This window comes from Bacillus sp. RAR_M1_44 (assembly GCF_020165935.1).
Taxonomy (GTDB): domain Bacteria; phylum Bacillota; class Bacilli; order Bacillales; family Bacillaceae; genus Bacillus; species Bacillus altitudinis.
The window spans coordinates 1,271,543-1,295,885 of the sequence record NZ_JAIUKX010000001.1; the positions used below are offsets into that span (position 1 = coordinate 1,271,543).

Annotated in this window: 29 protein-coding genes and 1 other RNA gene; 8 read left to right on the plus strand and 22 right to left on the minus strand. The window is 40.5% G+C overall.

The genetic code is table 11. The annotated features are described in order from the left end of the window. Positions 1–233: 233 nt before the first annotated feature. A complete protein-coding gene (locus LCD34_RS06950) occupies positions 234–1,832 on the minus strand; it encodes a histidine kinase N-terminal 7TM domain-containing protein (RefSeq protein ID WP_035389410.1) in 1,599 nt (532 codons plus the stop codon). A gap of 239 nt (positions 1,833–2,071) precedes the next feature. Here LCD34_RS06950 and LCD34_RS06955 point away from each other — a divergent pair, with 239 nt between their 5' ends. Next, positions 2,072–2,317: a hypothetical protein gene (locus tag LCD34_RS06955; RefSeq protein ID WP_017359230.1), complete on the plus strand. Its 246-nt coding sequence runs from the start codon at positions 2,072–2,074 to the stop codon at positions 2,315–2,317. Positions 2,318–2,419: 102 nt separating this feature from the next. Here LCD34_RS06955 and LCD34_RS06960 read toward each other — a convergent pair whose 3' ends face one another. Beyond that, on the minus strand, positions 2,420–2,986 hold the full coding sequence (locus LCD34_RS06960) for a hypothetical protein (protein WP_224558711.1): 567 nt from the start codon (positions 2,984–2,986) through the stop codon (positions 2,420–2,422). Positions 2,987–3,413: 427 nt separating this feature from the next. On the opposite strand from LCD34_RS06960, the gene LCD34_RS06965 reads away from it, so the two are divergent. Beyond that, a complete protein-coding gene (locus LCD34_RS06965) occupies positions 3,414–4,250 on the plus strand; it encodes a hypothetical protein (RefSeq protein ID WP_108610980.1) in 837 nt (278 codons plus the stop codon). Positions 4,251–4,360: 110 nt separating this feature from the next. Here the strand turns inward: LCD34_RS06965 and ssrA are convergent. The 7 genes from ssrA to LCD34_RS07000 all read right to left on the minus strand — a co-directional run bounded on the left by ssrA (position 4,361) and on the right by LCD34_RS07000 (position 9,727). Next, positions 4,361–4,724: a transfer-messenger RNA gene (gene ssrA / locus LCD34_RS06970) on the minus strand. Between the two features lie 181 nt (positions 4,725–4,905). Further along, on the minus strand, positions 4,906–5,376 hold the full coding sequence (gene smpB, locus LCD34_RS06975) for an SsrA-binding protein SmpB (protein ID WP_224558712.1): 471 nt from the start codon (positions 5,374–5,376) through the stop codon (positions 4,906–4,908). Between the two features lie 139 nt (positions 5,377–5,515). Beyond that, positions 5,516–7,855: a ribonuclease R gene (rnr, locus tag LCD34_RS06980; RefSeq protein ID WP_008347660.1), complete on the minus strand. Its 2,340-nt coding sequence runs from the start codon at positions 7,853–7,855 to the stop codon at positions 5,516–5,518. 19 nt (positions 7,856–7,874) lie between these two features. Next, positions 7,875–8,621 (minus strand): alpha/beta hydrolase, encoded by a 747-nt coding sequence (locus LCD34_RS06985; protein ID WP_008347663.1) that lies wholly within the window; start codon positions 8,619–8,621, stop codon positions 7,875–7,877. 123 nt (positions 8,622–8,744) lie between these two features. After that, a complete protein-coding gene (gene secG, locus LCD34_RS06990; RefSeq protein ID WP_003212746.1) occupies positions 8,745–8,978 on the minus strand; it encodes a preprotein translocase subunit SecG in 234 nt (77 codons plus the stop codon). A 187-nt stretch (positions 8,979–9,165) separates the two neighbouring features. Next, the gene (locus tag LCD34_RS06995) at positions 9,166–9,456 is read right to left on the minus strand and encodes an AbrB/MazE/SpoVT family DNA-binding domain-containing protein (protein WP_008347666.1); all 291 of its coding nucleotides are present in this window, start codon (positions 9,454–9,456) and stop codon (positions 9,166–9,168) included. A gap of 37 nt (positions 9,457–9,493) precedes the next feature. Next, on the minus strand, positions 9,494–9,727 hold the full coding sequence (locus LCD34_RS07000) for a helix-turn-helix domain-containing protein (protein WP_008347669.1): 234 nt from the start codon (positions 9,725–9,727) through the stop codon (positions 9,494–9,496). 154 nt (positions 9,728–9,881) lie between these two features. Here LCD34_RS07000 and LCD34_RS07005 point away from each other — a divergent pair, with 154 nt between their 5' ends. From LCD34_RS07005 to LCD34_RS07015, 3 genes are all read left to right on the plus strand, one after another. Then, the gene (locus LCD34_RS07005; RefSeq protein ID WP_007500204.1) at positions 9,882–10,286 is read left to right on the plus strand and encodes a helix-turn-helix domain-containing protein; all 405 of its coding nucleotides are present in this window, start codon (positions 9,882–9,884) and stop codon (positions 10,284–10,286) included. A 130-nt stretch (positions 10,287–10,416) separates the two neighbouring features. After that, positions 10,417–10,818: a helix-turn-helix domain-containing protein gene (locus tag LCD34_RS07010; protein ID WP_061420173.1), complete on the plus strand. Its 402-nt coding sequence runs from the start codon at positions 10,417–10,419 to the stop codon at positions 10,816–10,818. A gap of 82 nt (positions 10,819–10,900) precedes the next feature. Beyond that, on the plus strand, positions 10,901–11,221 hold the full coding sequence (locus tag LCD34_RS07015) for a winged helix-turn-helix transcriptional regulator (protein ID WP_007500199.1): 321 nt from the start codon (positions 10,901–10,903) through the stop codon (positions 11,219–11,221). 81 nt (positions 11,222–11,302) lie between these two features. Here LCD34_RS07015 and LCD34_RS07020 read toward each other — a convergent pair whose 3' ends face one another. The 4 genes from LCD34_RS07020 to LCD34_RS07035 are packed head-to-tail and all read right to left on the minus strand — an operon-like array spanning position 11,303 to position 14,760. Continuing rightward, positions 11,303–11,992: an ABC transporter permease gene (locus tag LCD34_RS07020; protein WP_224558713.1), complete on the minus strand. Its 690-nt coding sequence runs from the start codon at positions 11,990–11,992 to the stop codon at positions 11,303–11,305. 21 nt (positions 11,993–12,013) lie between these two features. Then, complete coding sequence (locus LCD34_RS07025) at positions 12,014–12,931, minus strand: osmoprotectant ABC transporter substrate-binding protein (protein ID WP_041507780.1); 918 nt, start codon at positions 12,929–12,931, stop codon at positions 12,014–12,016. Between the two features lie 13 nt (positions 12,932–12,944). Then, complete coding sequence (locus LCD34_RS07030) at positions 12,945–13,598, minus strand: ABC transporter permease (protein ID WP_008347681.1); 654 nt, start codon at positions 13,596–13,598, stop codon at positions 12,945–12,947. Between the two features lie 13 nt (positions 13,599–13,611). After that, positions 13,612–14,760, minus strand: a complete 1,149-nt coding sequence (locus tag LCD34_RS07035; RefSeq protein WP_017359222.1) for a betaine/proline/choline family ABC transporter ATP-binding protein — start codon at positions 14,758–14,760, stop codon at positions 13,612–13,614. 269 nt (positions 14,761–15,029) lie between these two features. On the opposite strand from LCD34_RS07035, the gene LCD34_RS07040 reads away from it, so the two are divergent. Then, complete coding sequence (locus LCD34_RS07040; protein ID WP_017359221.1) at positions 15,030–15,566, plus strand: GbsR/MarR family transcriptional regulator; 537 nt, start codon at positions 15,030–15,032, stop codon at positions 15,564–15,566. Between the two features lie 55 nt (positions 15,567–15,621). On the opposite strand, the gene LCD34_RS07045 is transcribed toward LCD34_RS07040, so the two are convergent. Next, the gene (locus tag LCD34_RS07045; RefSeq protein WP_035389414.1) at positions 15,622–16,257 is read right to left on the minus strand and encodes a MarC family protein; all 636 of its coding nucleotides are present in this window, start codon (positions 16,255–16,257) and stop codon (positions 15,622–15,624) included. 118 nt (positions 16,258–16,375) lie between these two features. Here LCD34_RS07045 and LCD34_RS07050 point away from each other — a divergent pair, with 118 nt between their 5' ends. Both LCD34_RS07050 and LCD34_RS07055 read left to right on the plus strand, forming a co-directional pair. Continuing rightward, the gene (locus LCD34_RS07050) at positions 16,376–16,840 is read left to right on the plus strand and encodes a hypothetical protein (protein WP_224558714.1); all 465 of its coding nucleotides are present in this window, start codon (positions 16,376–16,378) and stop codon (positions 16,838–16,840) included. Between the two features lie 15 nt (positions 16,841–16,855). Further along, a complete protein-coding gene (locus LCD34_RS07055) occupies positions 16,856–17,320 on the plus strand; it encodes a GNAT family N-acetyltransferase (protein ID WP_148779720.1) in 465 nt (154 codons plus the stop codon). 20 nt (positions 17,321–17,340) lie between these two features. On the opposite strand, the gene LCD34_RS07060 is transcribed toward LCD34_RS07055, so the two are convergent. The 8 genes from LCD34_RS07060 to tpiA form a co-directional block, all read right to left on the minus strand. After that, positions 17,341–17,622, minus strand: coding sequence for a hypothetical protein (locus LCD34_RS07060; protein ID WP_074041889.1), 282 nt, complete (start codon positions 17,620–17,622; stop codon positions 17,341–17,343). Then, a complete protein-coding gene (locus LCD34_RS07065; protein ID WP_019743631.1) occupies positions 17,623–17,988 on the minus strand; it encodes a hypothetical protein in 366 nt (121 codons plus the stop codon). It lies immediately after the preceding gene. After that, entirely contained in the window at positions 17,985–19,382 is a 1,398-nt protein-coding gene (locus LCD34_RS07070; RefSeq protein ID WP_224558715.1) for a hypothetical protein, read from the minus strand. Before LCD34_RS07070 ends, LCD34_RS07065 begins: the two co-directional genes overlap by 4 nt. Then, a complete protein-coding gene (locus tag LCD34_RS07075) occupies positions 19,354–20,121 on the minus strand; it encodes an ATP-binding cassette domain-containing protein (protein ID WP_148779722.1) in 768 nt (255 codons plus the stop codon). The genes LCD34_RS07070 and LCD34_RS07075 overlap by 29 nt, the downstream gene beginning before the upstream one ends. A gap of 59 nt (positions 20,122–20,180) precedes the next feature. Continuing rightward, positions 20,181–20,450, minus strand: a complete 270-nt coding sequence (locus tag LCD34_RS07080; protein WP_008347702.1) for a hypothetical protein — start codon at positions 20,448–20,450, stop codon at positions 20,181–20,183. Positions 20,451–20,730: 280 nt separating this feature from the next. Further along, on the minus strand, positions 20,731–22,023 hold the full coding sequence (gene eno / locus LCD34_RS07085) for a phosphopyruvate hydratase (RefSeq protein WP_003212752.1): 1,293 nt from the start codon (positions 22,021–22,023) through the stop codon (positions 20,731–20,733). Between the two features lie 29 nt (positions 22,024–22,052). After that, positions 22,053–23,588: a 2,3-bisphosphoglycerate-independent phosphoglycerate mutase gene (gene gpmI, locus LCD34_RS07090; RefSeq protein WP_017359214.1), complete on the minus strand. Its 1,536-nt coding sequence runs from the start codon at positions 23,586–23,588 to the stop codon at positions 22,053–22,055. Next, positions 23,581–24,342: a triose-phosphate isomerase gene (gene tpiA, locus LCD34_RS07095; protein WP_017359213.1), complete on the minus strand. Its 762-nt coding sequence runs from the start codon at positions 24,340–24,342 to the stop codon at positions 23,581–23,583. The genes gpmI and tpiA overlap by 8 nt, the downstream gene beginning before the upstream one ends. Position 24,343: the final 1 nt, after the last annotated feature.

A 24,343-nucleotide genomic window follows, 5' to 3' on the forward strand; every position in this document is an offset into this window, starting at 1 on the left:
TATGTTGAAACCCCTCATTTGTCCAGCTCCCAACCACACAGATGCAAAAAGACCTTAAAAAAAGCCAGACCTTTGCCTCAAGTGTGATAGGCAAAGGTCTGGCTAACATGTTCATGCCGGAATGGCCGAGAAACAACGGATGCTTCTGTAATGACGACCAAACCGTAAAAGCTACTCCCCTTTAGGAAACCGTTCAAATGTTATGTTTATCATATCTAAATGAAGGACAACAGTCAATGAGAAGTAGGCGGAAGATCCTGCTTTTGGTACAGCATATAGTCCGAACCAGTTGATGCATAAATCCGATTACGTCCCTGGCGTTTTGACATATACAAGGCTTGATCTGCCTCAAATAGAAGCGTTTCTAATATAGAGGGATCATTCGCTGTATGGGCGACGCCAAAGCTTGCTGTCACTCTTACTTTTTTCTCATCTGTCTGAAAGAAACTCACTTCAAATGAATGTCTCATTTGTTCCGCAATACGACATGCCTCTTCAAATGAATGATGCGGCAGACAAATGGCGAACTCTTCTCCACCATATCGACCAAATAAATCATCCATCTTCAAATGCTGCTGACAAATGGACACAACATGACGCAACGCCTCGTCTCCAATATGATGTCCATGCGTATCATTGATTTGTTTAAAGAAATCAATATCAAATAGCAATATCGCAGTATCCTGCGCATCCTCTTCCAATAACATCTGCGTTCGTTCAATAAAGGAAGACCGATTGAAGATATTCGTCAAACCATCAATATATGCTCGGCGCTCCAGCTCTTCCTGCAATAGCCGCTGCTCAGTAACATCGCTGATCACAATTTGCCTGCCTTCGACTTCGCCTCTTCTATTAAAAAGAGAAGAAGCAGTGAGATGATAATAGAAGGGCTGCTCTTTTTCCCACATTAAATCATACTGTGAATGATCCTGCGGAGAACGCAGCCACTGGATAAACGCCGGCTCTTTGATGATCCCTGAGAATATATCATCGATTTTATAGCCGATTCCCTTTTTAGCGAGCACAGGAATGATCAATGCAGCCGCAGGGTTATAATCAATCAGTGTTCGGTATCGATCCAATAGAAGAACACCTTCTGACATATGTTCAAACACACGCTCCATCGCAATGGGAGAGAGCTTAAAGAGATGAAAAGACATAATCGCCCATAAGTAGAGTGCGTTGGTTAAAAACATCACCACTGGTACTGGGTCAATGTGAAAGGGCGTGACACCTAATAAATAGATAAAAGAGGTGGTGATCGGTAATAATATCCCAACGAGCAAGATCAGAACCTGTTTCAAATAATCTTTCTTCACACGTAAAAACCAAAGCAGCATAAAAATAGCGAGCATAGAACAGCCAAATGTATAGACCCCATGAATGATATACCAATAACCAATGGTAAAATCAGCCAATAAAAACCCGTCTACTGTATTCATCGTGATGCTTCGGTAAAAGAGTGAATGAAAAGAGTTGGTGAACACCAAAATGGTGGTTAAAATTGGAATCAGCAAGAAGAGAAGCACGCGGCGCTTTGTTACATATTGATGGAAACCAGTAAACTGCAGCACAATCATCAGGCTAAATGGTGCAATGAACGGAAGACCTATGTATTGAAAACTAACCCAGAATGTAATTTCTTGAGGGGTGCGCGCCAATAATTCAAATGTATGTCCAAAAATATAAATCGCAGTTGCTCCAGACATATACATAAACAATTGACAGCCAATATACCGATGGCGATTTGCATGAGCAATGATTGATAATATTACGGACAGAATGCCAGAAACACTCATGATCACAATAAAATGTAAAACAATCGAATCCATGTAAACGCCCCAATTTCAGTTATTTAGAACTAGTCTAATCTTACTATATATGAGGACGTCTCAAATGGGAAGATGTGATTTTGAATTGGTTGGCGGTTTTTTGGAAAGCGTTCGTCATTTTACTAGTCGTGGTGCCTCATCTGTTCATTACTTTTTACTTATTTTATGGATAAAGCATATTGTAGCAAGTGAAATATCTGTACAATGTGGAGATGAATGAAAAGGAGGCTTGATAGGAGATGACTTTTTTGATCATCATGGCAGGTTTGTTCATGCTGATTCTTTTAGAGAAGCCATTTCAGAAGAAACGATCTGAGCTGTTATTTTTGATGAGTTATTTGCTGCTGATTGCGGTTTATGTGATTCAGACAACATTTGTGGAGATTATGCCTGATGGGCTTTTGTTGATGATGGCGGTGATTGTGGTTTGTCCTTTGTTTATTCGGTTGGTTCGGTTTTCTTCAAGGAACTTACATGAAAAGTAAGAAGGATGACAGTATGTAGCATCCTTCTTACGTTGTGAACTAAACTCGTTATTCTTAAGACCCTCTGAGCTTTGTAAAGCAGACGTCTTTTTCTTTACTTAATTATGAATTTGATTTATCTTTTTGTTTTTCATTTGATTTATTGTCTTTCATTTTACTCATCTCTTTTTTAGCATTATCCACTTCTCCTAAAGCTTTTTTCATTCTAGAATTCATGAAACTTAAATCATCATCACTGACTTTATCTCGCTTGATTACTTTTAAGATATCTTTGAAAAGTGATTCAAATTTGTCATCCGCTTTCACCAAGTACTCGTTTACTTTTTTATACGTATCAGGAACTTTAACTTCTTTGTCTTTGGCTTCGCTGAGTAATTCTCTCATGCTATCAATCTTTGTCTCAACATCACTAGCCCATTCTTTATCGTAAACCTCGTCTAAAGGAACCAACGATAAAACAAAAGACATAATTCTTTCTTCAAACCGTTTTAGATATCCCTTATACCATGATGCATATTCGCTATCAGTCATTTTTTCTATTTTTTCTTGTTTTGCTGCTGCTTTGTTTGATGAACCGTTTGCTGATTCATTTTTACCGCATGCTGTACCCATCATCAATGTAAATACTAAAAGAAATACTGAAATGATTGTCTTTTTGTTTGTTTTCATTTTTATGAATTACTCCTTATCCTTTGAGACTTTTTCTAATTCGTCAACTACTTTAGCTGTTTCATCATATGCTTTGTAGGGTCTATTCGAACTTTTTTCTTTTAACTAAAATGTCCCCCTGTCATTATCTGGTGATATTTCCCTACAAATTATCATCGGTTAAAAAATAGGTATATTTAGGTATTCTCCCTAACTTTCTAATAAAAAATTCTATAAGAAACAACCTAAGCATCTATCTTCCAGACACTAGATACGACGGCTTCTGAAAGTTTAGAAACAAGCTACATTGCCGAATCGCTTCTTAATTTTTGAATTTCAAGTGTGAAATGAATTACATGAAGTATATTAAAGTATAATAAAGAGGTTAAAAAATGAAGTTAGATAATCTTCTAATAAATAAAGAGTGGACATAAAGGAGAACTTACGAATGACTTTTGATGAATTAATGGAACTTTCAGAAGAAGAATTTATAAATTATGATTTCAAAAGAGAGGTTTTTGATTTAAGAAATTTAATATATGATGAAAAAAACCCTATTGCAAATATCATTCTATATAAAGGTAATATTTATGGTTCCCAATCTGATTGTGATAGATTACCTTTGACCCTCGAAATATACAAACGCTTATGGGGAAATCAATTTGAATTCTGGAATACTAAACAAACAGATTTTGTTGAGGCAAATGGAGAAACAATGAATTCATTTGTAACTCCTTACAAAGCCTTTTATAAGGAGACATATGATTTATCTAATCCTATATTTAAAGATTATGCAAAATTAACACACACAGTAGGTAATTTTATACCTGTATACGCCATCAAAAATAATAAAAATTGGTTTTCTCCTTTTAATAGCAAACGTTATAAATCTACCTATGATTATTGGGATCTAACTTTGAACCATATGAAAGTCATTTTAAATGATTTTATGAATAGTAATGATTCTATTGAGATTTTTTTAGAAAACACAATGAACAATAACACTTTTAAGTATAAAAAATATATTATTGAATCCGCTAAGTGGATTTTAAGTTTTAAAACTTGGCCTAATTTTGTGGAGAAGAATTTTTTGCAGAGCTTTTTAGAAAACCCAAAAGATTTAACCAGTGAACCAAAAGAATTTTGGCGCAATCACTTTAAAGGAACAGTTAGTACCAAAGATGAAAATAATCTGAGTGAATTTTTAACTTTTGTTAATCAAGCTATTCTTGAACGAAGTTCACTTATATATAAACAACTGAAACTAAATTATGAATTCCTATAATATTTGTAACAGCAACATATAGCAAAAGTTCATTGCAACTATAAAATTTCACGTATTTAAAAAGTGTCAAAACCCTTATCTAACATGGGTTTTGACACTTTTTTAAAATCATATGGAGACGGTGGGAGTCGAACCCACGTCCAGAGACATCGATTACTTAAGCGTCTACGAGCGTAGTCAACATATTTACGTGTTCACTCATCCTCATGCCTGCTGACGGGCGCTTGGAGAGCTAGTCTGATGGATCTCTTCTTACGTCCTCAGACGAAAACGTAAGCGTAGCCTACTTCATTGGGCTCCTCACAGACACATAGGCGATGTCAGGAAGAGCTCGCTGCGCTTATTAGGCAGCTAGTGCTAAGTTTTGGTTAAAACTTTTAGTTTTGCCAGTTACATTTAGGTGCGTGTTAACGAGATCGCCTCTCGGCTCGCAGCCTAAGCTCGAACCATCCCTGTCGAATCCGTAACGTCCCCTTGTAAAAGGGATATACGGGATGGAAACGTTCTTTCGCTTAACTGCTTCCGTATATGACTATTATAACAATCTCATCGCTCGAAACAACTGGTGGTTTCTGTAAAAAAACGACGATGATTGTTTACTGCATAACATATTGTAGCATAATGCTTCCGCTCTCAGCAAGCCATCTGCATCAGGCTAGAATTGCTTTTGACGATCACGGAAAGCTCGCTCGATTTCACGTTTCGCATCTTTTTTCTTCAGATCTTCACGTTTATCATATTTCTTCTTCCCTTTACCGACTCCAATTAGCACTTTGGCAAAGCCATTTTTCAAATAGAGTTTAATGGGAACAAGTGAGTAGCCTTCTTCCTTTGTCGCACCAATCAATTTACTGATTTGTTTGCGGTGGAGCAGCAGCTTTCTCGTTCTGAGCGGATCATGGTTATAACGGTTCCCCTGCTCGTATGGGCTCACGTGCATATTGTGAAGAAACACTTCTCCCCGTTCGATTTTGGCAAAGGAATCTTTTAAATTCACTTTTCCTGCACGAATCGATTTGATTTCAGTTCCTTGTAACACAAGGCCGGCTTCATATGTTTCTTCTATAAAATAATCATGGTTGGCTTTTTTGTTTTGGGAAACAACCTTTCCCTCTCCCCTTGGCATTGGCGTACACCCTCCTTTTGACACAGACACGGTCCAAATCGTACGGATTATTTTATCAAACAATCCAGCTTTCGACAATGCTGCTGCCACGTGGTCAAAAAGCAAATAGAGCGTGATGCCCTATTTGCTTTTTGTCACGTTACTTTTTCTTTTTGCGCTTTTGTTTCGGTGCGTTATCAAATACGCGTTTTTTCTTTTTCTTCTTTTTACGACCTGTGAACCAGTCGCCGCCTTTATCCTCTTTGCCTTTTTCTCCAGAGGCCTTTTGACCTCCGCGTCCTTTTTTTGCTGGTGGATCTGTCCGTTTTTTGAACTTGAAGTCTTTTGGTGATTTACGGCGAGTGCCTTTCATCCCGACGATTTCAAAATCAATGGAATGCTCATCTTTATTCACACTCACCACTTTGACAGTGATTTCGTCACCGATACGGTAGACATTCCCTGTCCGCTCACCGATCATGGCAAAGTGCTGTTCATCAAAACGATAGTAATCGTCTGTCATGTAGCTCACATGGACAAGGCCTTCTATCGTATTCGGCAGTTCAACGAATAGTCCGAAATTCGTGACGGAACTAATCATACCATCAAACTCTTCACCGATTTTATCAAGCATAAACTCTGCCTTTTTCAGGTCATCTGTTTCGCGCTCAGCATCAACAGAGCGGCGCTCCATTGTAGATGCATGATCTGCGATTTCTGGCAGCAGTTGGCCCCACTTTTCAAGGGTCGCTTCGTCTGTCTTTTTCTCTATTAAATAGGTTCTGATCAGCCTATGCACGATTAAATCCGGGTAACGGCGGATCGGCGATGTGAAGTGTGTATAGAATTCCGTTGATAATCCAAAATGGCCAATGCTTTCTGGATCATACTTCGCCTGTTTCATTGAGCGAAGCATCACAGTTTGAATGACGACTTCTTCTGGTTGATCTCTGACAGCATCGAGGACACTTTGAAGTGCGCGCGGGTGAATGTTCGTTGACGTTCCTTTGACGATGTAACCAAATGTCGTCACGAACTCTAAAAAGCGCTGAAGCTTCTCAGGATTTGGTTCTTCGTGAATTCGGTAAATGAACGGAACATTCATCCAGTGGAAATGCTCGGCAACTGTTTCGTTTGCCACCAGCATGAATTCTTCAATTAGTTTTTCGGCAACAGAACGTTCACGAATGACTACGTCTTTTGCTGCGCCTTCATCATCTACAAGCACTTTTGCTTCCTTGAAATCAAAGTCGACTGCTCCGCGCTCCATTCGCTTGTCACGCAGAATTTCTGCAAGCTTCTCCATCTCTTGGAACATTGGTACTAACGGCTCGTATTTGTCTAAAAGCTCTTCATCTTGGTCAACTAAAATCTTATTCACATCGGAATAGGTCATTCTTTCCGTCGTTTTGATCACACTTTGGAAAATTTCGTGTTTGACGACTTTCCCACTTCGATCAATGATCATTTCACAAGAGAGTGTAAGACGATCTACCTTCGGATTCAATGAGCAAATGCCATTTGACAGGCGATGAGGAATCATTGGAATAACGCGGTCGACAAGATACACACTCGTTCCGCGCTCATAGGCTTCCTGATCAATCGGCGAATTCTCTGTAACGTAATGAGAAACGTCTGCAATGTGCACGCCGAGCTTATATTTGCCATCATCGAGCTTTTGCACGGTTACGGCATCATCTAAGTCCTTTGCATCTGCACCGTCAATCGTCACGATCGTTTCATTGCGCAGATCACGTCTACCTTCAAGATCCTTTTCATCGATCGTTTCAGGTGTGTCTGCTGCCTGCTGGAGCGCTTCTTCCGGAAACTCACCTGGTAGACCGTGTTTATGAATAATCGATAAAATATCGATGCCAGGGTCATTTTTGTGACCGAGAATTTCCGTCACTTCACCCTCTGCACTCATTCTTCCTTCTGGATAGCTTGTCAGCGTGACAACGACTTTATGACCTTCAACCGCTCCGTTTTTAGCGGATTTTGGAATGAAGATATCGTTTGTGATTTTTTTATCATCAGGAATGACAAAACCAAAACTTTTCGTTTCTGTATAGGTACCGACAACCGTCTGAGTATTACGCTCTAGTATACGGATGACCGTTCCTTCTTTTTTGGTGCCATTTGATTTGTGGCTGACACGAACCATAACGGTGTCGCCATTCATTGCTGTGCCTAGCTCATTTGGCGGAATGAAAATATCATCCTGTCCAAACTCTTCTGGTGTCACAAATGCAAATCCTTTTGCATGAGCAGACAGCTTCCCTTTTACCAAGTTCATTTTTTCCGGTACACCATAGCGGTCGCTGCGGGTACGGACGATAAGCCCCTGATCCTCTAATATCACAAGTGCTTTGACGAGCTCTTTATAATCATCTGGATTGGTAATTTCCATCATGACTTCTAATTCTTGTACTGTTAATGGTTTGTACGCCTCTTCTTGCATAAACGCAAGTAATTCATCCATAAATTCTTCTTTTTGCACACTCTAACCCCCTATATATTTAAATTGACCAATCGAGTGATTCTAAGAATGCATATACATCCTGATGAACCTTCTCCCGCTCTTTATCAAGCGTGATAACATGGCCCGATTCTTCATACCACTTTAAATGTTTTTCATCTGTCTCTACTTCGTTATAAATAATGTTTGCACTGTCTGTATTAATCATATGATCATGACGTGCCTGAACAACAAAAGTAGGTGAATAAATCATGTCAACATTGTTTCTGACATCTGCAATGAGTTCTTGAAGAGCCTTGAGCGTACCCATTGGTGTTTTCTTGAACTCTTCCATCTCTTGCTCAATTTGATCCTCTGACTTACCCTCGAATTTTTTATAGTTACGGGCATAATCTAGTACACCCTGGTACATGACTTCTTCACTTTTTATGTACATAGGTGCACACATAGGTACAATTCCCTTTACAGGTACAGTGTAACCTAATTTCAATGAAAAAACTCCTCCGAGGGATAGTCCGCAGACCGCAATTTCCTCATAGCCTTCGTCTTTTAAAAATTGATAGCCTTCTTCTACATCTTTCCACCAATCTGTAGGACCTGTATGAACAAGCTCCTCTGGCGGTACACCGTGTCCTTTGTATTGAGGTGCATGGCATGTATAGCCTCTTTCATTCAAATAACGCCCAAGCATACGAACATCGGCTGTATTCCCAGTAAAACCGTGAAGAAGAAGCACCGCCTTTTCTCCACCTTTAAACGTAAATGGTTTTGGTGTAACAACTTTCATGATGTGACTTCCTTTCCTTCTGATATGGTTTATATTTTCCACTTGTATGTATGAAACAAACACAAAAGAGTGCTGATAATAAAAAAAGGTCTGAAAAAAGATCAGACCTTCTGTTACTCGCGCCTACACGCCTAAATATGCCAATGCAAGTGTTAAGATGAAGAAAAGCACTGACAAAATGACAGTTAATCGGTGAAGAATCAAGTCAAGACCTCTCGCTTTTTGCTTACCGAAAAGCTGCTCGGCTCCACCTGAAATAGCGCCTGACAGTCCTGCACTTTTACTTGATTGTAATAATACAACGATGATAAGTGCGATACTGACAATTACGAGTAATGTGATAACAAATGCGTGCATGAAAACACCTCCAGACAAACTGGTACACATAACTTTATTTTACATGAAAACAAGGTGCATGTCACGAAACATCAAAATAAAGATTTCCTATATATTGTCGACTTTATATGTCATTTTGATTCAATTTCGCTCCAATGGATTGTATGCAGCATTTTTTATATGCAATTTTTGAGGTTAAAAAACGTTTTTAGCGAGTTGCTTCTTCTTTTAATAGCTGTTTTAATTCTACTAACAGCCGCTCAGCTCCTTCAGGACTCAGCACGACGTTACCATTTCCATAGCTTTTGTTGTATTTCGTTATTTGGCCAGTTAATAAGCAGCTCTTATCTGCATCATATTTTTTCAGCATAATGGTTTGATCTTCGATGAAAATTTCTAACAGCTGCTCTTCTTTTATATTGAGTACCTTCCGCATTTCTGAAGGCAGAACAATTCTGCCAAGCGAATCAATGTGTCTTACCATTCCAGTTCTTTTCAATGAAGCCGCCTCCTTTATGATGATACGATGATTTCATTCATTGACTTTTGTCAACATCTTCATAGTAAAATAAATCTTCAAATTTTTTATCAAAGTAATGAATCATTTTGCCAATGACAAGCTGTCCTGGTTTCCGGTGACCATTCAATACCCTGCTGAGTGTGGCAGGAGAAATGCCAATTTCATCTGCGAGCTGATTTAAAGACATATCGTTTTCAATCATATACTGCATCACAAACGCCCGCCTGATCTGAATCTTTTCGACCATCATTACAACCTCCTATAGGATCAATATGTACAACATGTAGGACTCTCATATCTCCCGGATTCATTAACTTATGTCAACACTTTTACGCCCTTTCTATTTCCTTTGGTCAATGATCATACTAAAATAAGTCATATACTGAAATGTGAGGTTCGATGACATGAATCACTTTGGTGAACAATTACGCATTTTAAGAGAGAATAGAAAGATGTCTGTCAATCAACTCGCCATGTATTCAGGCGTAAGCGCTGCCGGTATTTCTCGGATTGAGAATGGAAAGCGTGGTGTGCCAAAGCCTTTAACCATAAAAAAATTAGCACGCGCTTTGAAGGTGCCTTATGAGGATTTAATGCTGCTTGCCGGTTATATTGAACAGGAAAAAGTGCATGAAATGAAACCGAAATATGAGTCCATATTAAAAATCTATCAAACGGCGCTTCAAAAGGATGTAGAACATCTCCCTATTTTCGATGGAGACCAATGGGAAACACTCACCGCACAAGACATCAGCCAGCTGAATCAATACTTTCTCACGCTCATTAACCAAAAAAAGGCGAACAAATAGCGGGGCATAAACATAAGATACATCCACCATTAACTAATGTCAATATTTTCATGGTGCACTTATTGCCAATAGTCAACAAATCAGGTACACTAGAGATAACTAATCTTTAACCATGTGAGGTTTTGAGTTGATGAACTTCGGTGCATATTTAAGAGCATTACGTGAGAAAAGGAAACTATCGGTGAACCAATTAGCGATGTATTCAGAGGTCAGCGCTGCTGGTATTTCTCGGATTGAAAACGGGAAGCGTGGCATTCCGAAACCTCCTACAATTAAAAAACTAGCAGGTGCATTAAAAGTACCTTATGAGGACATGATGCAGGCTGCAGGGTATATTGAAGAAGCATCTTCTGCCCATGTCATAAAGGAAGAAGAAACGGCTTTTACCCAAATAAGAGAAGCAGCAGAGCAATATGAACTTGATGATCTTGAAATATTTAATGGGGACATATGGTCCACCCTTTCTAAACATGAGATAGAGGATTTAAACCGCTATTTGTTATTTCTACTAAACAGCCGTTCGTCATCGTAAAATGTTTTGATCATTGACAAGCTTTTTGCGCCGATTTTTGACAGAATTACGGTATAATGGGTTCAGATTGGAGTGAAGAAAGATGAATCAATCTGATATGTGCCCGCGGTTTGAAAAAGCAGTTGAGTTATTAAGTAAACGCTGGGTGGCACTGATTGTTTTTCAGCTTCTCTCAGGTTCACAGCGCTTTAGTGAAATCGAAGCAGCTCTGACCAACTTAAGCGGAAGGGTTTTATCTGAGAGATTAAAAGAGCTGGAAGCAGCAGGCATTGTAAAACGGGAGGTTTTTGCTGAAACACCCGTGCGTATTGAGTATTCATTAACTGATATGGGGCGCTCACTTGCACCCGTTTTTGAGGAAATTGCGAAGTGGTCCTCTGAATGGATCACACTTGAATCATAAATTTTTCCTGATGTGAGCCGCCTAATCATGATAAAAAAACCTCCCCTACAGATGTAGAGGAGGTTTTGTCTTTTCAAGCATTTATGCGGACGTCATGTTTTTTTCAGCTAACTCCTTGCTTTCTTTTTTCTTGTTGGTTGGGCTTAAATAGCGTTCAAGCCAGCCCATGACAAGGTCGGCAATAATGGCCATGAGCGCAGTTGGAATAGCACCTGCTAAAATAATGGCTGTTCCGTTTGTCGCGTTTGATCCTCTGATGATGATATCACCAAGTCCTCCTGCACCAACAAATGTCCCAATCGCTGTAATACCGATTGCGATCACAAGTGCGGTTCTTAAACCAGCCATAATGACAGATAAAGCAAGCGGTAATTCAACCATTCTCAGCACTTGCCATTTCGTCATACCCATCGCTTTCCCCGATTCTAAATAGGCATGCTCAATGCTGACAATACCTGTGTACGTGTTACGGATAATCGGCAGAAGCGAATATAAAAAGAGTGATAAGATGACTGTATTTGCCCCAAGTCCTAATACAAGCATCAACACAGAAAGCATCGCTAACGCTGGAATGGTTTGAATGACATTAGTTATCGCGAACACCCAATTGCTCAGTTTGCGGTAATGCGCCACAAAGATGCCGACTGGTATTCCGACAATTGCCGCAAACAATACCCCATACGCTGACATGAGGAAATGCCGGTAAAATTCTTCTAACACATATGAACCGTTCTGTTGATAATACGCCCATAATTGCTGTAGTGTGTCCATCAGCTCTGACACCTCCCAATCTTACTCAAAGTAATTGTGTTTCTTTAGAAAATCTCTCGCAACAGTCGCTGGTTCTTTTAGTTCTCCATCGACTTGATAATTGAGCTCTTGCATTTGTTCGGTATCGATTTTTCCAATCAACCTATTGATCACCTTGTCCAGTCCTGGATTATCTTTTAATACCTTCTCAGGGACAACTGGTGATGCATCGTATGGTGGGAAGAATCGTTTATCATCTTTTAAGATTTTGAGATTATACGCTTTGATCCGGCCATCTGTTGAATAGGCAAGCACAATATCCATTTTTTCATTTTTCAATGCGTCATAGACTAGACCGATCTGCATCGGAAAAGTGCTTCCAAATTCAATTCCGTATGTTTTCACAAACCCTTCGTAACCGTCACCTTTCTTTTTCAGCCAAATATTATCCACACCGAAGCGATAATTTTTGGCATTCTTTTTTAAATCAGAGACTGTTTCTAGGTTGTTTTCCTTCGCCATCTTCTGCGTCACAGCAAAGGCATACGTATTATCAAACCCATAGGAATCAAACCATTTGTAATCATAGCGTTTTTTGAATTCTTTCTGGACGATTTCCATTGCACGCTTTGGATCTTTTTCTGCATCCATTCCTAGCGTACTTGTTAAATCCGTGCCTGTATATCGTGTTGCCGAAATGTCGACATCACCGTTTTCCATTGCTTTTTGCTGCACCGTATTTGAGCCTAAATTCTTCACAATGGTTGTCTTTTTATCTGTGTAATGCTCAATGATGTCTCCCACCATATAGGCCATAATTTCTGATTCTGTAAAGTTTTGTGCGCCGATTCGCAGCGTGCTCCCTGAAGAGCCGGCTAGTCCAGGAAGTGAACAGCCACTTATGAATAGCAAGCATCCGGCAAGCAGTGCACTGATCCATTTTGTTTTTCGATTCTTCACATGAGCCAACTCCTTATGAAACTTCCTTCAATCCTTTTAAGCCTTCTGGTGTTACTTTTTTCTCAAGCTTCATCAATGTAAGGTCAATGATGACTGCTAAAATAGTGACAGGGATTGCACCCGCAATAATGTATTCCGGCTGGTAAAGCTGAAGCCCAATTAAAATGTAGTCACCAAGACCGCCTCCACCGATAAAAGCAGCAAGTGTTGTCCATCCAATTAAATAAATCGTTGAGGTTCTAACCCCTGCCATAATGACCGGAACAGCAAGCGGCAGTTCCACAAGACGAATTTGTTCCCATGTCGTCATGCCAATCCCTTTACCAGATTCAAGCAAGTTTTTGTTCACACCTTGAACACCGGCATACGTATTTCTTAAAATAGGCAAAACGGAATAGAAAAATAGCGCAACGATCGCAGGTATTTTTCCAACTCCCAAAATAGGAATAAAAAATGCAAGAATCGCTAAACTAGGGAGTGTTTGAAAGATATTCACGACGCCGATGACAAAACCGGCGCCTCTTTTCATTCGTGTAAGAATGACGCCTAAAGGAACGGCCACGATAATGCCTAACACAACGGCAATTAAAGAAATGTATAAATGCTCCCACATTTTTGTGAGGAGTTCCCCACCATTTTTCTCAAGAAAATCGATGATTTGATCCATGTGTACACCTCCCTTAGTTCATTTCAGTGACAGCCTCCGGGGTATCTTCTCCCCAAATAGAGTCATATACGACATCTACAAGACTTGCACGTGTGACGATGCCTTTTAAGTGCCCTTTTGCATCGACAACCGGTACATATTTAATGCCGCGTATTAAGATCTTTCGGACAGTATCTCTAAGAAGTGCACCTTCTTGTACTGTATAAAATTCTGTATTTAAAATATCGCCAACGAAGGCTGCTTTTCTACGGTTTGCATCGATGGTTTCAATGTCGATATAGCCTTTCAGCACATGATTTTCATCAACGACAAGCAGGGAATCAACCCGCTTTTCTCTCATAATAAAGATGGCATCTGTCAATGTTTTTTCGACGGTAATTGTGACTGGAGATGTGTTCATCATTTGTTCCACACGTTCCATATTCGGATTTGACTGAAGCAGACGTTCTTTCCCGATGAATTCTTCTACGAATTCGTTCACAGGGTTACGTAAAATATCATCTGGCGTGCCCACTTGGACAATCTCTCCATCTTTTAAAATGACAATGCGGTCTGCAAGTTTAATCGCTTCATCCATGTCATGTGTGACGAATACGATTGTTTTATTTAACGTTTTTTGCAGTTTCTTAAATTCTTCCTGCAATGAATCTCTTGTGATCGGGTCAAGTGCTCCAAATGGTTCATCCATCAGGATTAAAGGGGGTTCTGCTGCGAGTGCGCGAAGAACGCCGATACGCTGCTGCTGTCCTCCACTGAGTTCATGAGGGTAACGCTCTAAGTATTCCGGCCCCATGTCGACGAGTTTGAGCAATTCACGCGCTCGTTCTTTTCGTTTTTCTTCCGGCCACTTCAGCAGCTTCGGCACAAGGGAAATGTTTTGTGCGATGGTCATATGAGGGAAAAGTCCAATTTGCTGAATCACATAACCAATTTCTCTTCTTAATTGGACTGGATCTTTTTTCATAATGTTTTCTCCCTCGATCAATATGTTTCCTGAGGAAGGTTCAATCAGTCGGTTAATCATCTTCATGGTTGTCGTTTTTCCACAGCCACTCGGTCCAATAAAACAAATAAATTCTCCTTTTGCTATTTCTAAATCAATATTTTTGACAGCTTTTTTTCCGCCTTTATACGTCTTAGATACATTCTCTAGTTTCAGCAAATGAGACACCTCCAATTAGTCGGATATATATTTTCAGAAAATTTACACCTTATTTATTATAGTGCAAACTTTATAAAATAAAAAGTTTACAATGTGTTTGTATTGCATAAGATTTATTTAAAATTTTCAGTTAACGGCCTGATATGTACCGATCCCTCCTTTTTCCTCCAACTTACGAGCAAATACTCAATATTTATTGTTTTCATCAACAAACAGGTATATGATATATTGTGTTACAAATTGTCAGTCGTGAAGGGATGAAGCGGGGAATGGACAAGCAAGCGTTAGGCGCCATTCAAAAAGCACAGGATCATTATATTGAAAAAGCTGCCGAGAACATGAATGCCTTTGGTCTTTCTGCCACAGTGGGTAGAGTGCTTGGTATCATTCATATGAACCGTAAACCAATGACGCTCGGTGAGCTCTCAGAGGCGACCGGCATGAGCAAAACAAGAATGAGTCAAGTCGTTCGAGAAATGCTTGATCTGAATATTGCTGAAAAGGTTTATGAAAAAGGAATACGCAAAGATTTATATGACGTTGAGCAAGATCAATATCAAACCTTTATTTCATTGTTTGCAGCCAATTGGTCACGTGTTGTCAGCAAAAATCGCAAGGCACATAAGAAGACATGCAAGGAACTGCTGGAGCTGCTTGAACAAGATGACCTGCCAGAAGAAACAGTAGATAAAATCAATCTTCTTCTTTCAGAAATCAAGGAAAGTCTCGATTATTATGACTGGATTAGCCGTTTAATTGAGTTCTTTGAAAGTGAAGAAGTATTTCAACATGTGCCAAAACCTTAAAAAAAGCTGTTTTATTTTACAATTTTGTAGAAGAAAACAGCTTTTTTATATACACTTATGACATTAGCATTGGGAACATCCCTTTGATCCCTGCGCCAATCATCTCTACTGCCACAACAGCTAGAATCAATCCCATTAATCGTGTCACGACATTCATCTCTGTTTTCCCCATTTTCCGCATAATGAAACTTGAATAATGAAATGCATAATAGGTCATGGCAAGTACAACCACAATGCCAATAAGAATCGCAAGCAGATGAAGCGTTACTTGGTGGCTTCCTGGCGTTAAGCTCATGACAGTCGCAATTGTACCAGGTCCGGCAATGATCGGAATGGCGAGCGGGGTCACCGAAACATCGGCCTTCTCTTTGCTCTCTGCCTTTTCATCCGAATGAGGGTTTTGAACATGTGATTCTTTTGCATTCAGCAAATTGTAAGCGATACCAAAAATAAAAATACCTCCGGCGATACGGAGTGCATGGATATCAATGCCAAACAATTTGAAAATGAGCCTGCCTGCCAAAAGAAAGGCAATCAAAATCATAAAAGACACAACAATCGCTTTTTTGGCCGTCTGGGCGCGTTCTTTTTCTGAGTAGCCTTCTGTTAAAGTGATGAAAAGAGGCACGTTTCCAATGGGGTTTGAGACAGCAAATAGTGACACAATGACATGAATCATAAAGGAAATCAACAGACACCCTCCTTTTTTCATAGTGTCTGCTAATCTGATGCGAATATTCCCTTGTTCTGTTAAAACCTGGTTTGTTTTAACCGATGATAATAGAGGTTTAACGAAAGGGGAATAGAACATGAAAAAAAACATTACGATCATTGTCTTGTCTGTGATCATCCTAGGTGCAACTGGCTGGATTGTGTGGCAGCAGCAGTCGCTCACCGCGGCAGAGAAAAAACACCAGCAAGAAACCAGAACGAACGATAAGCAGCTGGCACAGTTAAAGTCAGAAGGAACGGATATGAAAGATGAAATGGATGGTCAAAAAAAGGAATTGTCCACCGTCACAAACAAGCTGAAGAAAGAAAAGAAGGCGCATCAAAAAGAAATCAAACAGCGTAAAGCGCTTGAGTTAAAAATAGACCAGCTTCAAAAAGAACTGGCATCAGCGAAAGCAACGGCTCAAGCGAATAAGCAGGCAGCACAAACGACTAGGAAAACAACTGTTAAGAAAGACCCAAATGTCACCCATCATCCTCCTTCTCAATGGGTGCAGGATCAATATGATTGGGGTGTTAAACAAGGGTATATCAAAGAATAGAGAGGATGAAATGATTTGATACAGATTCGGCCATTGTCTCATGATCAATCTGTTCCTATGGATCTTTTACTATTAGCTGACCCTTCAACTGAAAAAGTCATTGCCTATGTACAATCTGGTTCTTGTTATGTTGCTTTTCATAAACAGGACATGATTGGTGTGTATGTTCTGACGCCTCTGTCTCAGCAGACAGTGGAAATCATGAATGTCGCCGTGAAAGAGTCATGGCAAGGTAGAGGAATTGGGAAGCAGCTGATCCGCCATGCTATTTCAGAAGCCAAGGCAGCTGGCTTTCATACAATTGAAATTGGCACAGGCAACTCTAGTATTCAGCAGCTCGCCCTTTATCAAAAATGCGGTTTTCGCATGGCGTCTATCGATCACAATTTCTTTCTGAAGCACTATGATGAACCGATTTATGAGAACGGTATTCAGTGTATGGATATGGTGCGGTTGTCACTCGTTCTTCAAGCAGACTGACTTCATTCAGCCTGCTTTTTTTATGTTCTTCTCTTTTTCACTGCATGAATCATATATTGAATCAAGAAGTAGAGAGCGGCACCCGCTAAAAAACAGACCACGCACCCAAAGAGCGTTGCCTCTGAGCTGAATTGATACTGTTCAATTTTCATGATATAAAATGGCATACCAAATAGAGTTGGACTTGATTCAACATGATGAACCTCTAGCAGCATTAAAAATACTGGTGTCATAAACACAGCAAACACATAAAGCATCGCAAGCGTTAAGCCGCTAGAAAACGAATGAAATACTTTAACCATTTAGTTCTCTCCTTTCATCTCTTTTAAACTGGCGATGATATTTTTCCCGTCTGGGCAAGCTGGATGCAGCATTACTGTATTTAATAAAGAAAATAGCAGCAATGGATGCGTCAATGGATGCCTCCACATGAAGAAAAGCACACCCGAGCAGATCACTGGAAACACAGGACCTGCAAGTGCCACCATCACATTAAAACCCGGCCGTGAAAATTTCTCATGGACAATCGACACGTGCTTCCAATCGATCATTACCACATAATCAAAGATGGGTCTTTTTTCGATTTTGTTGCACACCATCACCATCAGGATATGACCGAGTTCATGAATGAGCACAACGGCTATTAAGCAAAATAAAAGCGTCATCATCGCACAATCGGCCTCTTTAGCATGGCAGCATATATGAAGATGAAGAATGCGGCTGAACAAGCCATATAGGCAGTTGAGAGCAGCTGGGTATTTGCAGAAAGCCACTGGACTAAAAGCATATCCAACATACTAAACACAGCAATCATCATCACGATCACAAACAGTTTATTAAAATCACTAATCTTCACGACAAACCCGACACATGCCGCCATGACAGTGATCAATAAAATGGACAAACTCGCCAAACCGTGCCCTTCACTTTCAACCCCAATCATGAAATAAGCAAGCCCGATATAGACAAAATAAATCAATATATTCATTGTGTAATAAAATAAAATTCTTGATAATAAATAGGCACCCTTTGATGTATTTAACATAAAAATGGCTCGCTGATGGAGATGATATTCCCTGCCAATCATGAGCGGTAGCATAATAAGGATCTCCTTTAAGGCAAACTGCACAATAAAAGCAAACAGCCAGCCAGTCTCTGCCGGAGTAAAGATGAATGGGAGACCTATCGTGAAACAGACAAGAAACAGGAACAAAATACCTTGTTCTTTAAACACAGCTGATCGGCTAAAATAAACAAGCTCCTGCCGCAGATGTGTGAAAAATGAAGAATCCGATCTGATTTTTTGGTAAGAAAACGACTTCACCTCTACCTTTAGCTGCAAAAACATCCGATTGACATAACAAGCCGCCAAGCCTTTCAGCCAAAACCACCCTGCACATAGAAAGATCATCAGAAATACAAGATAGATAGACGGCCATACGTGAATCATCTCAACCGCTTTTTGAAAAAGGAGAAACACGAAAGCACCGAGCGTCACAAATCCAATCGTTTGCAGCAGTAAATGCTCTTTTGTTTTTGATATAAAATGGCTCACACCAATTCGTATCAGCATCCAAGAAGCAAGCGTATAGAGCGCCAATCCACAGAAAGTGATCGCTACCACAATGATCCAATACAAAGATAGTGTAACGCCGCTAATGATCAGTCCTAATAGGATGGGTAAAAAAAGCAGACCAAGCATGATGAAACAAAACAGCACTGGAAAGAAATACACACAAAGGACAAATGAGACACTTTGCATCGCACTATTCAAAAAGAAGAACTGATACTCTTGACGCTTCATTTTATGACGGGAAAAGACAATACCTGCTCCCAAAAGCAGCAGGGTCATTTTCACAAATTGAAGGTATAAAGCAACTGGTTCGCTCTCCCCTACTTGCATAAAAAAACGCAGGCTCATGACAACGTATATGGCGTAGATCAGCAATAAAAAAACAGCTGCGGCGAGAAGCTGCAAAGGATATTTTTTGCCGAGCTGCTTGATTTTCGTTGTGAGCATGCCCCATTCTATTTTATGAAGAACGTGTCGTGTCCAAGTCATTGAGCAACCTCTCCACCTGCATATAGTAATCTTGATTCACTTCTTTATAAATACCCTCAAGTGATTGATGAGGGAATGTTTTGTTTGTTTCTTGACGTGACATATCCAGCTTGATATCACCGTTTCTTAAGATCATAAGGTGGTCATACAATGTCTCACCAAAGCCCAAATGATGGGTAGAAATAAGAATGCCTGCACCTTGATCTCTCAGCTTCATGAGCACCTTTTTTAAGATGATCATCATATCTGGATCAAGTCCATTTGTAGGCTCGTCGAATACATAATAATCACAAGACCTAAGGAGCTGTGAAATGATTTGGGTTTTCTTTTGATTGCCATGAGACAGCTGGGCAATTGGCTGATCCATATAAGGTCTCAGCTCAAACAGATCGACGAAGGCCTCTTCTCGAGGTCCATTTCGTTTGTCTGGAAGCTGGAGTAAATGAAAATATTCTCTCGGCGTTAAATAATCAAACAAAGCATGATCATCAGGAATATAGGAAACATGTTCTTTCAAAAAGGAGATATGTGCTGAGGATTGAAAATTCAGCTGTTTACCATCTAAAGAGACAACACCCGTAAATGGTGTCAGGCCAAACATAGACTGAATCATCGTGGTTTTTCCTGCCCCATTATGCCCCAAAAGCAGAAGCATACGTCCTTTCTCTACATTTAACTGAATATCGCGGAGAGAAAAGGTGCGGCTATACGTTTTTTCTGTTAAGTGTAATGTCAGCATCATGTCCCTCCATTTATTTCAGATAGAACAGATGACCTCGCATCTGTTCTCACCATTTGTTAGAAGCCGCATTTGATTTTAATATACAGGCCTAAAAACTTGAACTCTCCTAAAAATTTCGAGCCTTTTCCAAATGTTTTGCATGCCCAAATCAAAGCTGCAGCTGTCACAATGCCTAAGATAGCGGCAAGGACATAAATCCAAAATGCATTTTTCTGTACGTTCTTAGAAGTTAGAATTCGTTGCTTCCTTTCATCATATGCCGCCAGTAGGTGAAGGACATACATGTACACGCCTACTGGAAAACGAAGGCTAAAAGGATTCAGCATCTCATCACCCCCTAATATATGTAAAATGATACCACCCCCATGCAAATAGCATAAGTTCAATTCAGATCATATTTTTAGAAGAATTTTCATGATTTATTGCTTATAAATCGTCAAGCTCATCGTTTCGCCTCTGACTGAAGGATGATTTTTTACAAAAATAGGATATGACAAAGGAAGCAGAGCCTATTCGCTTGAGCCAGCTTTGCGTCTTTATTTCAACATAAAAAAAGCGCTGCGATACGCTCTTTTCAAAAGAGCGCACGCAGCGCGTTACTTTACATTACTTATTCAAGTTATAGAATGTAGCAATGCCGTGGTATTGAGCTGTTTCAGCCAATTGATCTTCGATGCGAAGTAATTGGTTGTATTTCGCCACACGGTCCGTACGAGACGGAGCACCTGTTTTGATTTGTCCAGCGTTTGTTGCAACTGCAATGTCTGCAATTGTGCTGTCTTCTGTTTCACCAGAACGGTGAGAGATAACAGCTGTATAGCCTGCACGTTTCGCCATTTCGATTGCATCAAATGTTTCAGTTAATGTACCGATTTGGTTTACTTTGATGAGGATTGAGTTACCAACGCCGTTTTTGATTCCTTCAGAAAGCTTCTTCGTATTTGTTACGAACAAGTCGTCTCCTACTAGCTGAACCTTGCTGCCAAGACGCTCAGTTAATAGTTTGTGACCTTCCCAGTCGTTTTCATCAAGGCCGTCTTCGATTGAGATGATTGGGTATTTCGATACCATATCTTCATACCAGTCAACCATTTCAGCAGATGTTTTCACAACACCTTCACCTGATAAATGATATTTACCGTCTTCTTTGTTATAGAACTCAGAAGATGCAGCATCCATCGCAAGTTTCACTTCTTCACCTGGTTTGAAACCAGCTTTTTCAATCGCTTCTACGATTGTTTGAAGTGCTTCTTCGTTAGAACCAAGGTTTGGAGCGAATCCACCTTCGTCACCTACAGCTGTGTTTAAGCCTTTTGCGCTTAATACAGATTTCAGGCTATGGAAGATTTGTGCGCCCATGCGAAGTGCTTCACGGAAGTTTGGAGCACCTACAGGCATAATCATGAATTCTTGAATGTCTACGTTGTTATCCGCATGCTCTCCACCGTTGACGATGTTCATCATCGGTACTGGAAGCGTTTTGGAGTTGAATCCACCAAGGTATTGATAAAGTGGAATTTGTAAGAAATCAGCAGCCGCACGTGCTACAGCGATAGATACGCCAAGGATTGCGTTTGCACCTAATTTCCCTTTGTTTTCTGTTCCGTCAAGTTCGATTAACATTTTGTCGATCGCTACTTGTTCTGTTACATCAAAGCCTAAAAGCTCTGGTGCAATGATTTCGTTTACGTTGTTTACAGCTGTCAAAACACCTTTTCCAAGGTAACGGTCTTTGTCTCCGTCACGTAGTTCTACTGCTTCATATTCACCAGTAGAAGCACCACTTGGTACTAGTGCACGGCCAAAGCCGCCAGATTCTGTGTAAACTTCTACTTCAACTGTTGGGTTACCGCGAGAGTCTAATACTTCGCGTGCATATACGTCAACAATGTATGGCATCGTTATTTCTCTCCTTTTGAATCAATTTGTTATTTTTGAATCAATGATGTTCCTGTCATCTCTTTTGGTTTTTCAAGTCCAAGTAAGTCTAAAAGCGTTGGAGATAGATCAGCTAAAATGCCGCCTTCTCTAAGCGTCGCACCTTTTTTCGTTACGATGACTGGCACAGGATTCGTTGTATGTGCAGTATGCGGCTTTCCTTCTTCGGTAATGAGCACGTCTGCGTTACCGTGGTCTGCCGTGATGATGGCATGTCCGCCTTTTGCTAGGATTGCGTCGACTACAGCTCCTAAGCACTCATCTACTGCTTCAATGGCTTTGATTGTTGGCTCAAGCATACCTGAATGCCCCACCATATCTGGGTTAGCAAAATTCAGAATGATCGCATCATGCTTGTCCGCATTGATGTCTGCAACAAGCGCATCCTTTACCTCATAAGCGCTCATTTCTGGCTTGAGGTCATAGGTTGCGACATCTGGTGAATTGATTAAGATGCGGTCTTCTCCAGGAAATTCTTCTTCACGTCCACCGCTCATAAAGAACGTCACGTGAGGATATTTCTCTGTTTCAGCAATCCGCAGCTGCTTCAATCCATTTTGAGAAAGTACTTCTCCTACTGTGTTATCCAAATTCACTGGTTTGAAAGCCACATAGCCATCTACCGTTTCACTGAAGTGTGTGAAGCAGACGAAGTGTAAATCCTTCGGATGTGCTTCCCCGCGGTCAAACGAGCGGAAATCTTCATTTGTGAATGTGTTTGAAATTTGAATCGCACGGTCTGGACGGAAGTTATAGAAAATCACAGAGTCGCCGTCGTTTACTTTTGCAACCGGCTCACCATTTTCTCTCGTAATGACAGATGGAATAACGAACTCATCGTAGATTCCATTTTCATAGGAGTCATCAACGACATCATAGATGTTTTGATAACTTGGGCCTTCACCATACGCCATCGCGCGATATGCTTTCTCCACACGATCCCAGCGCTTGTCACGGTCCATTGAGTAATAGCGTCCAGAAAGTGTTGCGACTTCTCCGACACCGATTTCTTTGATTTGTTCTTCAAGCTGTTTTAAGTACACTTTCGCTGTCTTCTGACCAACATCACGTCCGTCTAAGAAGCCGTGAATGTATACTTTTGTTAAGCCTTCTTTTTTCGCTAGTTTCAGCAAGGCAAAAAGATGCTGGATGTGGCTGTGCACACCGCCGTCTGACAAGAGACCGAATAAATGAAGCGCCTTGTCATTTTCTTTTGCATAAGTCATTGCATCTAGGAACGTTTCGTTTTTCTCAAATTCCCCATCACGAATGGCCACATTCACTCTTGTTAAGCTTTGGTACACGATGCGTCCTGCACCGATGTTCAAATGCCCAACTTCAGAGTTCCCCATTTGACCTTCTGGGAGGCCCACTGCCTCACCTGAAGCCGTTAAGGTTTGATGCGGGAATTCGTTCCAGTAGCGGTCGAAGTTCGGTTTCTTTGCTTGGGCAACAGCGTTACCGACTGTTTCGCCTCTTAAACCGAATCCATCTAAGATGATTAATGCAGCTGGTTTCTTACTCATATTGACCTTCCTCCAATAATTGAACGAAAGACTGAGGTTCTAAGCTTGCGCCGCCTACCAAAGCACCGTCAATATCGGATTCTGCCATATATTCTTTAATATTCGCAGGTTTCACGCTTCCGCCATATTGAATGCGAAGGCTGTCTGCCGCTTCTTGACCAAATTCGCTTGCAACCGTTTGGCGAATGTGCGCACAAACATCGTTTGCATCTTTCGCTGTAGAAGATTTACCTGTACCGATCGCCCAGATTGGCTCATAGGCAATGACAGATTCAGCGACTTGCTGCTTCGTTAAACCAGCTAGTGCTTTCTTCACTTGATCAGCGACAAGTTCGTTTGTTTTGCCTGCTTCACGTTCTTCAAGCGTTTCACCTACACAGATGATTGGAACGATGCCATGCTTGAATGCAGCATGTGCTTTTTTGTTCACTGTTTCATCTGTTTCAGCGAAGAATTCGCGGCGCTCTGAATGACCGATCACTGAGTAGCCGATGCCAAGATCTTTAAGCGCAGCAGGGCTGATTTCACCAGTGAATGCACCATTTTCTTCAAAGTGCATGTTTTGCGCACCAATTTTAAGGTCTGTTCCGTTAGAAAGGCTGTTCAGCTTTTCAAGGAAAAGGGCTGGTGCACAGACAATAGATTCCACTTTGTCAGGAGATGGAATAGATGACTTGACTTCTTCAACGAAGCTTACAGCTTCACCAAGTGTTTTGTTCATCTTCCAGTTCCCAGCTATAATTGGTTTTCTCATG

Bases quoted from the DNA above. Each gene is read 5' to 3' on its own strand.
- LCD34_RS07005 (WP_007500204.1), top strand. From the start codon at position 9,882: ATGAATCACTTTGGTGAACAATTACGCATTTTAAGAGAGAATAGAAAG.
- eno (WP_003212752.1), bottom strand. From the start codon at position 22,023: ATGCCATACATTGTTGACGTATATGCACGCGAAGTATTAGACTCTCGC.
- LCD34_RS07040 (WP_017359221.1), top strand. From the start codon at position 15,030: ATGGACAAGCAAGCGTTAGGCGCCATTCAAAAAGCACAGGATCATTAT.
- smpB (WP_224558712.1), bottom strand. From the start codon at position 5,376: ATGCCAAGGGGAGAGGGAAAGGTTGTTTCCCAAAACAAAAAAGCCAAC.
- LCD34_RS06950 (WP_035389410.1), bottom strand. From the start codon at position 1,832: ATGGATTCGATTGTTTTACATTTTATTGTGATCATGAGTGTTTCTGGC.
- LCD34_RS07060 (WP_074041889.1), bottom strand. From the start codon at position 17,622: ATGGTTAAAGTATTTCATTCGTTTTCTAGCGGCTTAACGCTTGCGATG.
- LCD34_RS06955 (WP_017359230.1), top strand. From the start codon at position 2,072: ATGACTTTTTTGATCATCATGGCAGGTTTGTTCATGCTGATTCTTTTA.
- LCD34_RS06985 (WP_008347663.1), bottom strand. From the start codon at position 8,621: ATGAAAGTTGTTACACCAAAACCATTTACGTTTAAAGGTGGAGAAAAG.
- LCD34_RS07050 (WP_224558714.1), top strand. From the start codon at position 16,376: ATGAAAAAAAACATTACGATCATTGTCTTGTCTGTGATCATCCTAGGT.
- LCD34_RS06960 (WP_224558711.1), bottom strand. From the start codon at position 2,986: ATGAAAACAAACAAAAAGACAATCATTTCAGTATTTCTTTTAGTATTT.
- LCD34_RS07030 (WP_008347681.1), bottom strand. From the start codon at position 13,598: ATGGATCAAATCATCGATTTTCTTGAGAAAAATGGTGGGGAACTCCTC.
- LCD34_RS07065 (WP_019743631.1), bottom strand. From the start codon at position 17,988: ATGATGACGCTTTTATTTTGCTTAATAGCCGTTGTGCTCATTCATGAA.
- secG (WP_003212746.1), bottom strand. From the start codon at position 8,978: ATGCACGCATTTGTTATCACATTACTCGTAATTGTCAGTATCGCACTT.
- gpmI (WP_017359214.1), bottom strand. From the start codon at position 23,588: ATGAGTAAGAAACCAGCTGCATTAATCATCTTAGATGGATTCGGTTTA.
- LCD34_RS07015 (WP_007500199.1), top strand. From the start codon at position 10,901: ATGAATCAATCTGATATGTGCCCGCGGTTTGAAAAAGCAGTTGAGTTA.
- LCD34_RS07020 (WP_224558713.1), bottom strand. From the start codon at position 11,992: ATGGACACACTACAGCAATTATGGGCGTATTATCAACAGAACGGTTCA.
- LCD34_RS07070 (WP_224558715.1), bottom strand. From the start codon at position 19,382: ATGACTTGGACACGACACGTTCTTCATAAAATAGAATGGGGCATGCTC.
- tpiA (WP_017359213.1), bottom strand. From the start codon at position 24,342: ATGAGAAAACCAATTATAGCTGGGAACTGGAAGATGAACAAAACACTT.
- LCD34_RS07010 (WP_061420173.1), top strand. From the start codon at position 10,417: ATGAACTTCGGTGCATATTTAAGAGCATTACGTGAGAAAAGGAAACTA.
- LCD34_RS06965 (WP_108610980.1), top strand. From the start codon at position 3,414: ATGACTTTTGATGAATTAATGGAACTTTCAGAAGAAGAATTTATAAAT.
- LCD34_RS07000 (WP_008347669.1), bottom strand. From the start codon at position 9,727: ATGATGGTCGAAAAGATTCAGATCAGGCGGGCGTTTGTGATGCAGTAT.
- LCD34_RS07075 (WP_148779722.1), bottom strand. From the start codon at position 20,121: ATGCTGACATTACACTTAACAGAAAAAACGTATAGCCGCACCTTTTCT.
- LCD34_RS07080 (WP_008347702.1), bottom strand. From the start codon at position 20,450: ATGCTGAATCCTTTTAGCCTTCGTTTTCCAGTAGGCGTGTACATGTAT.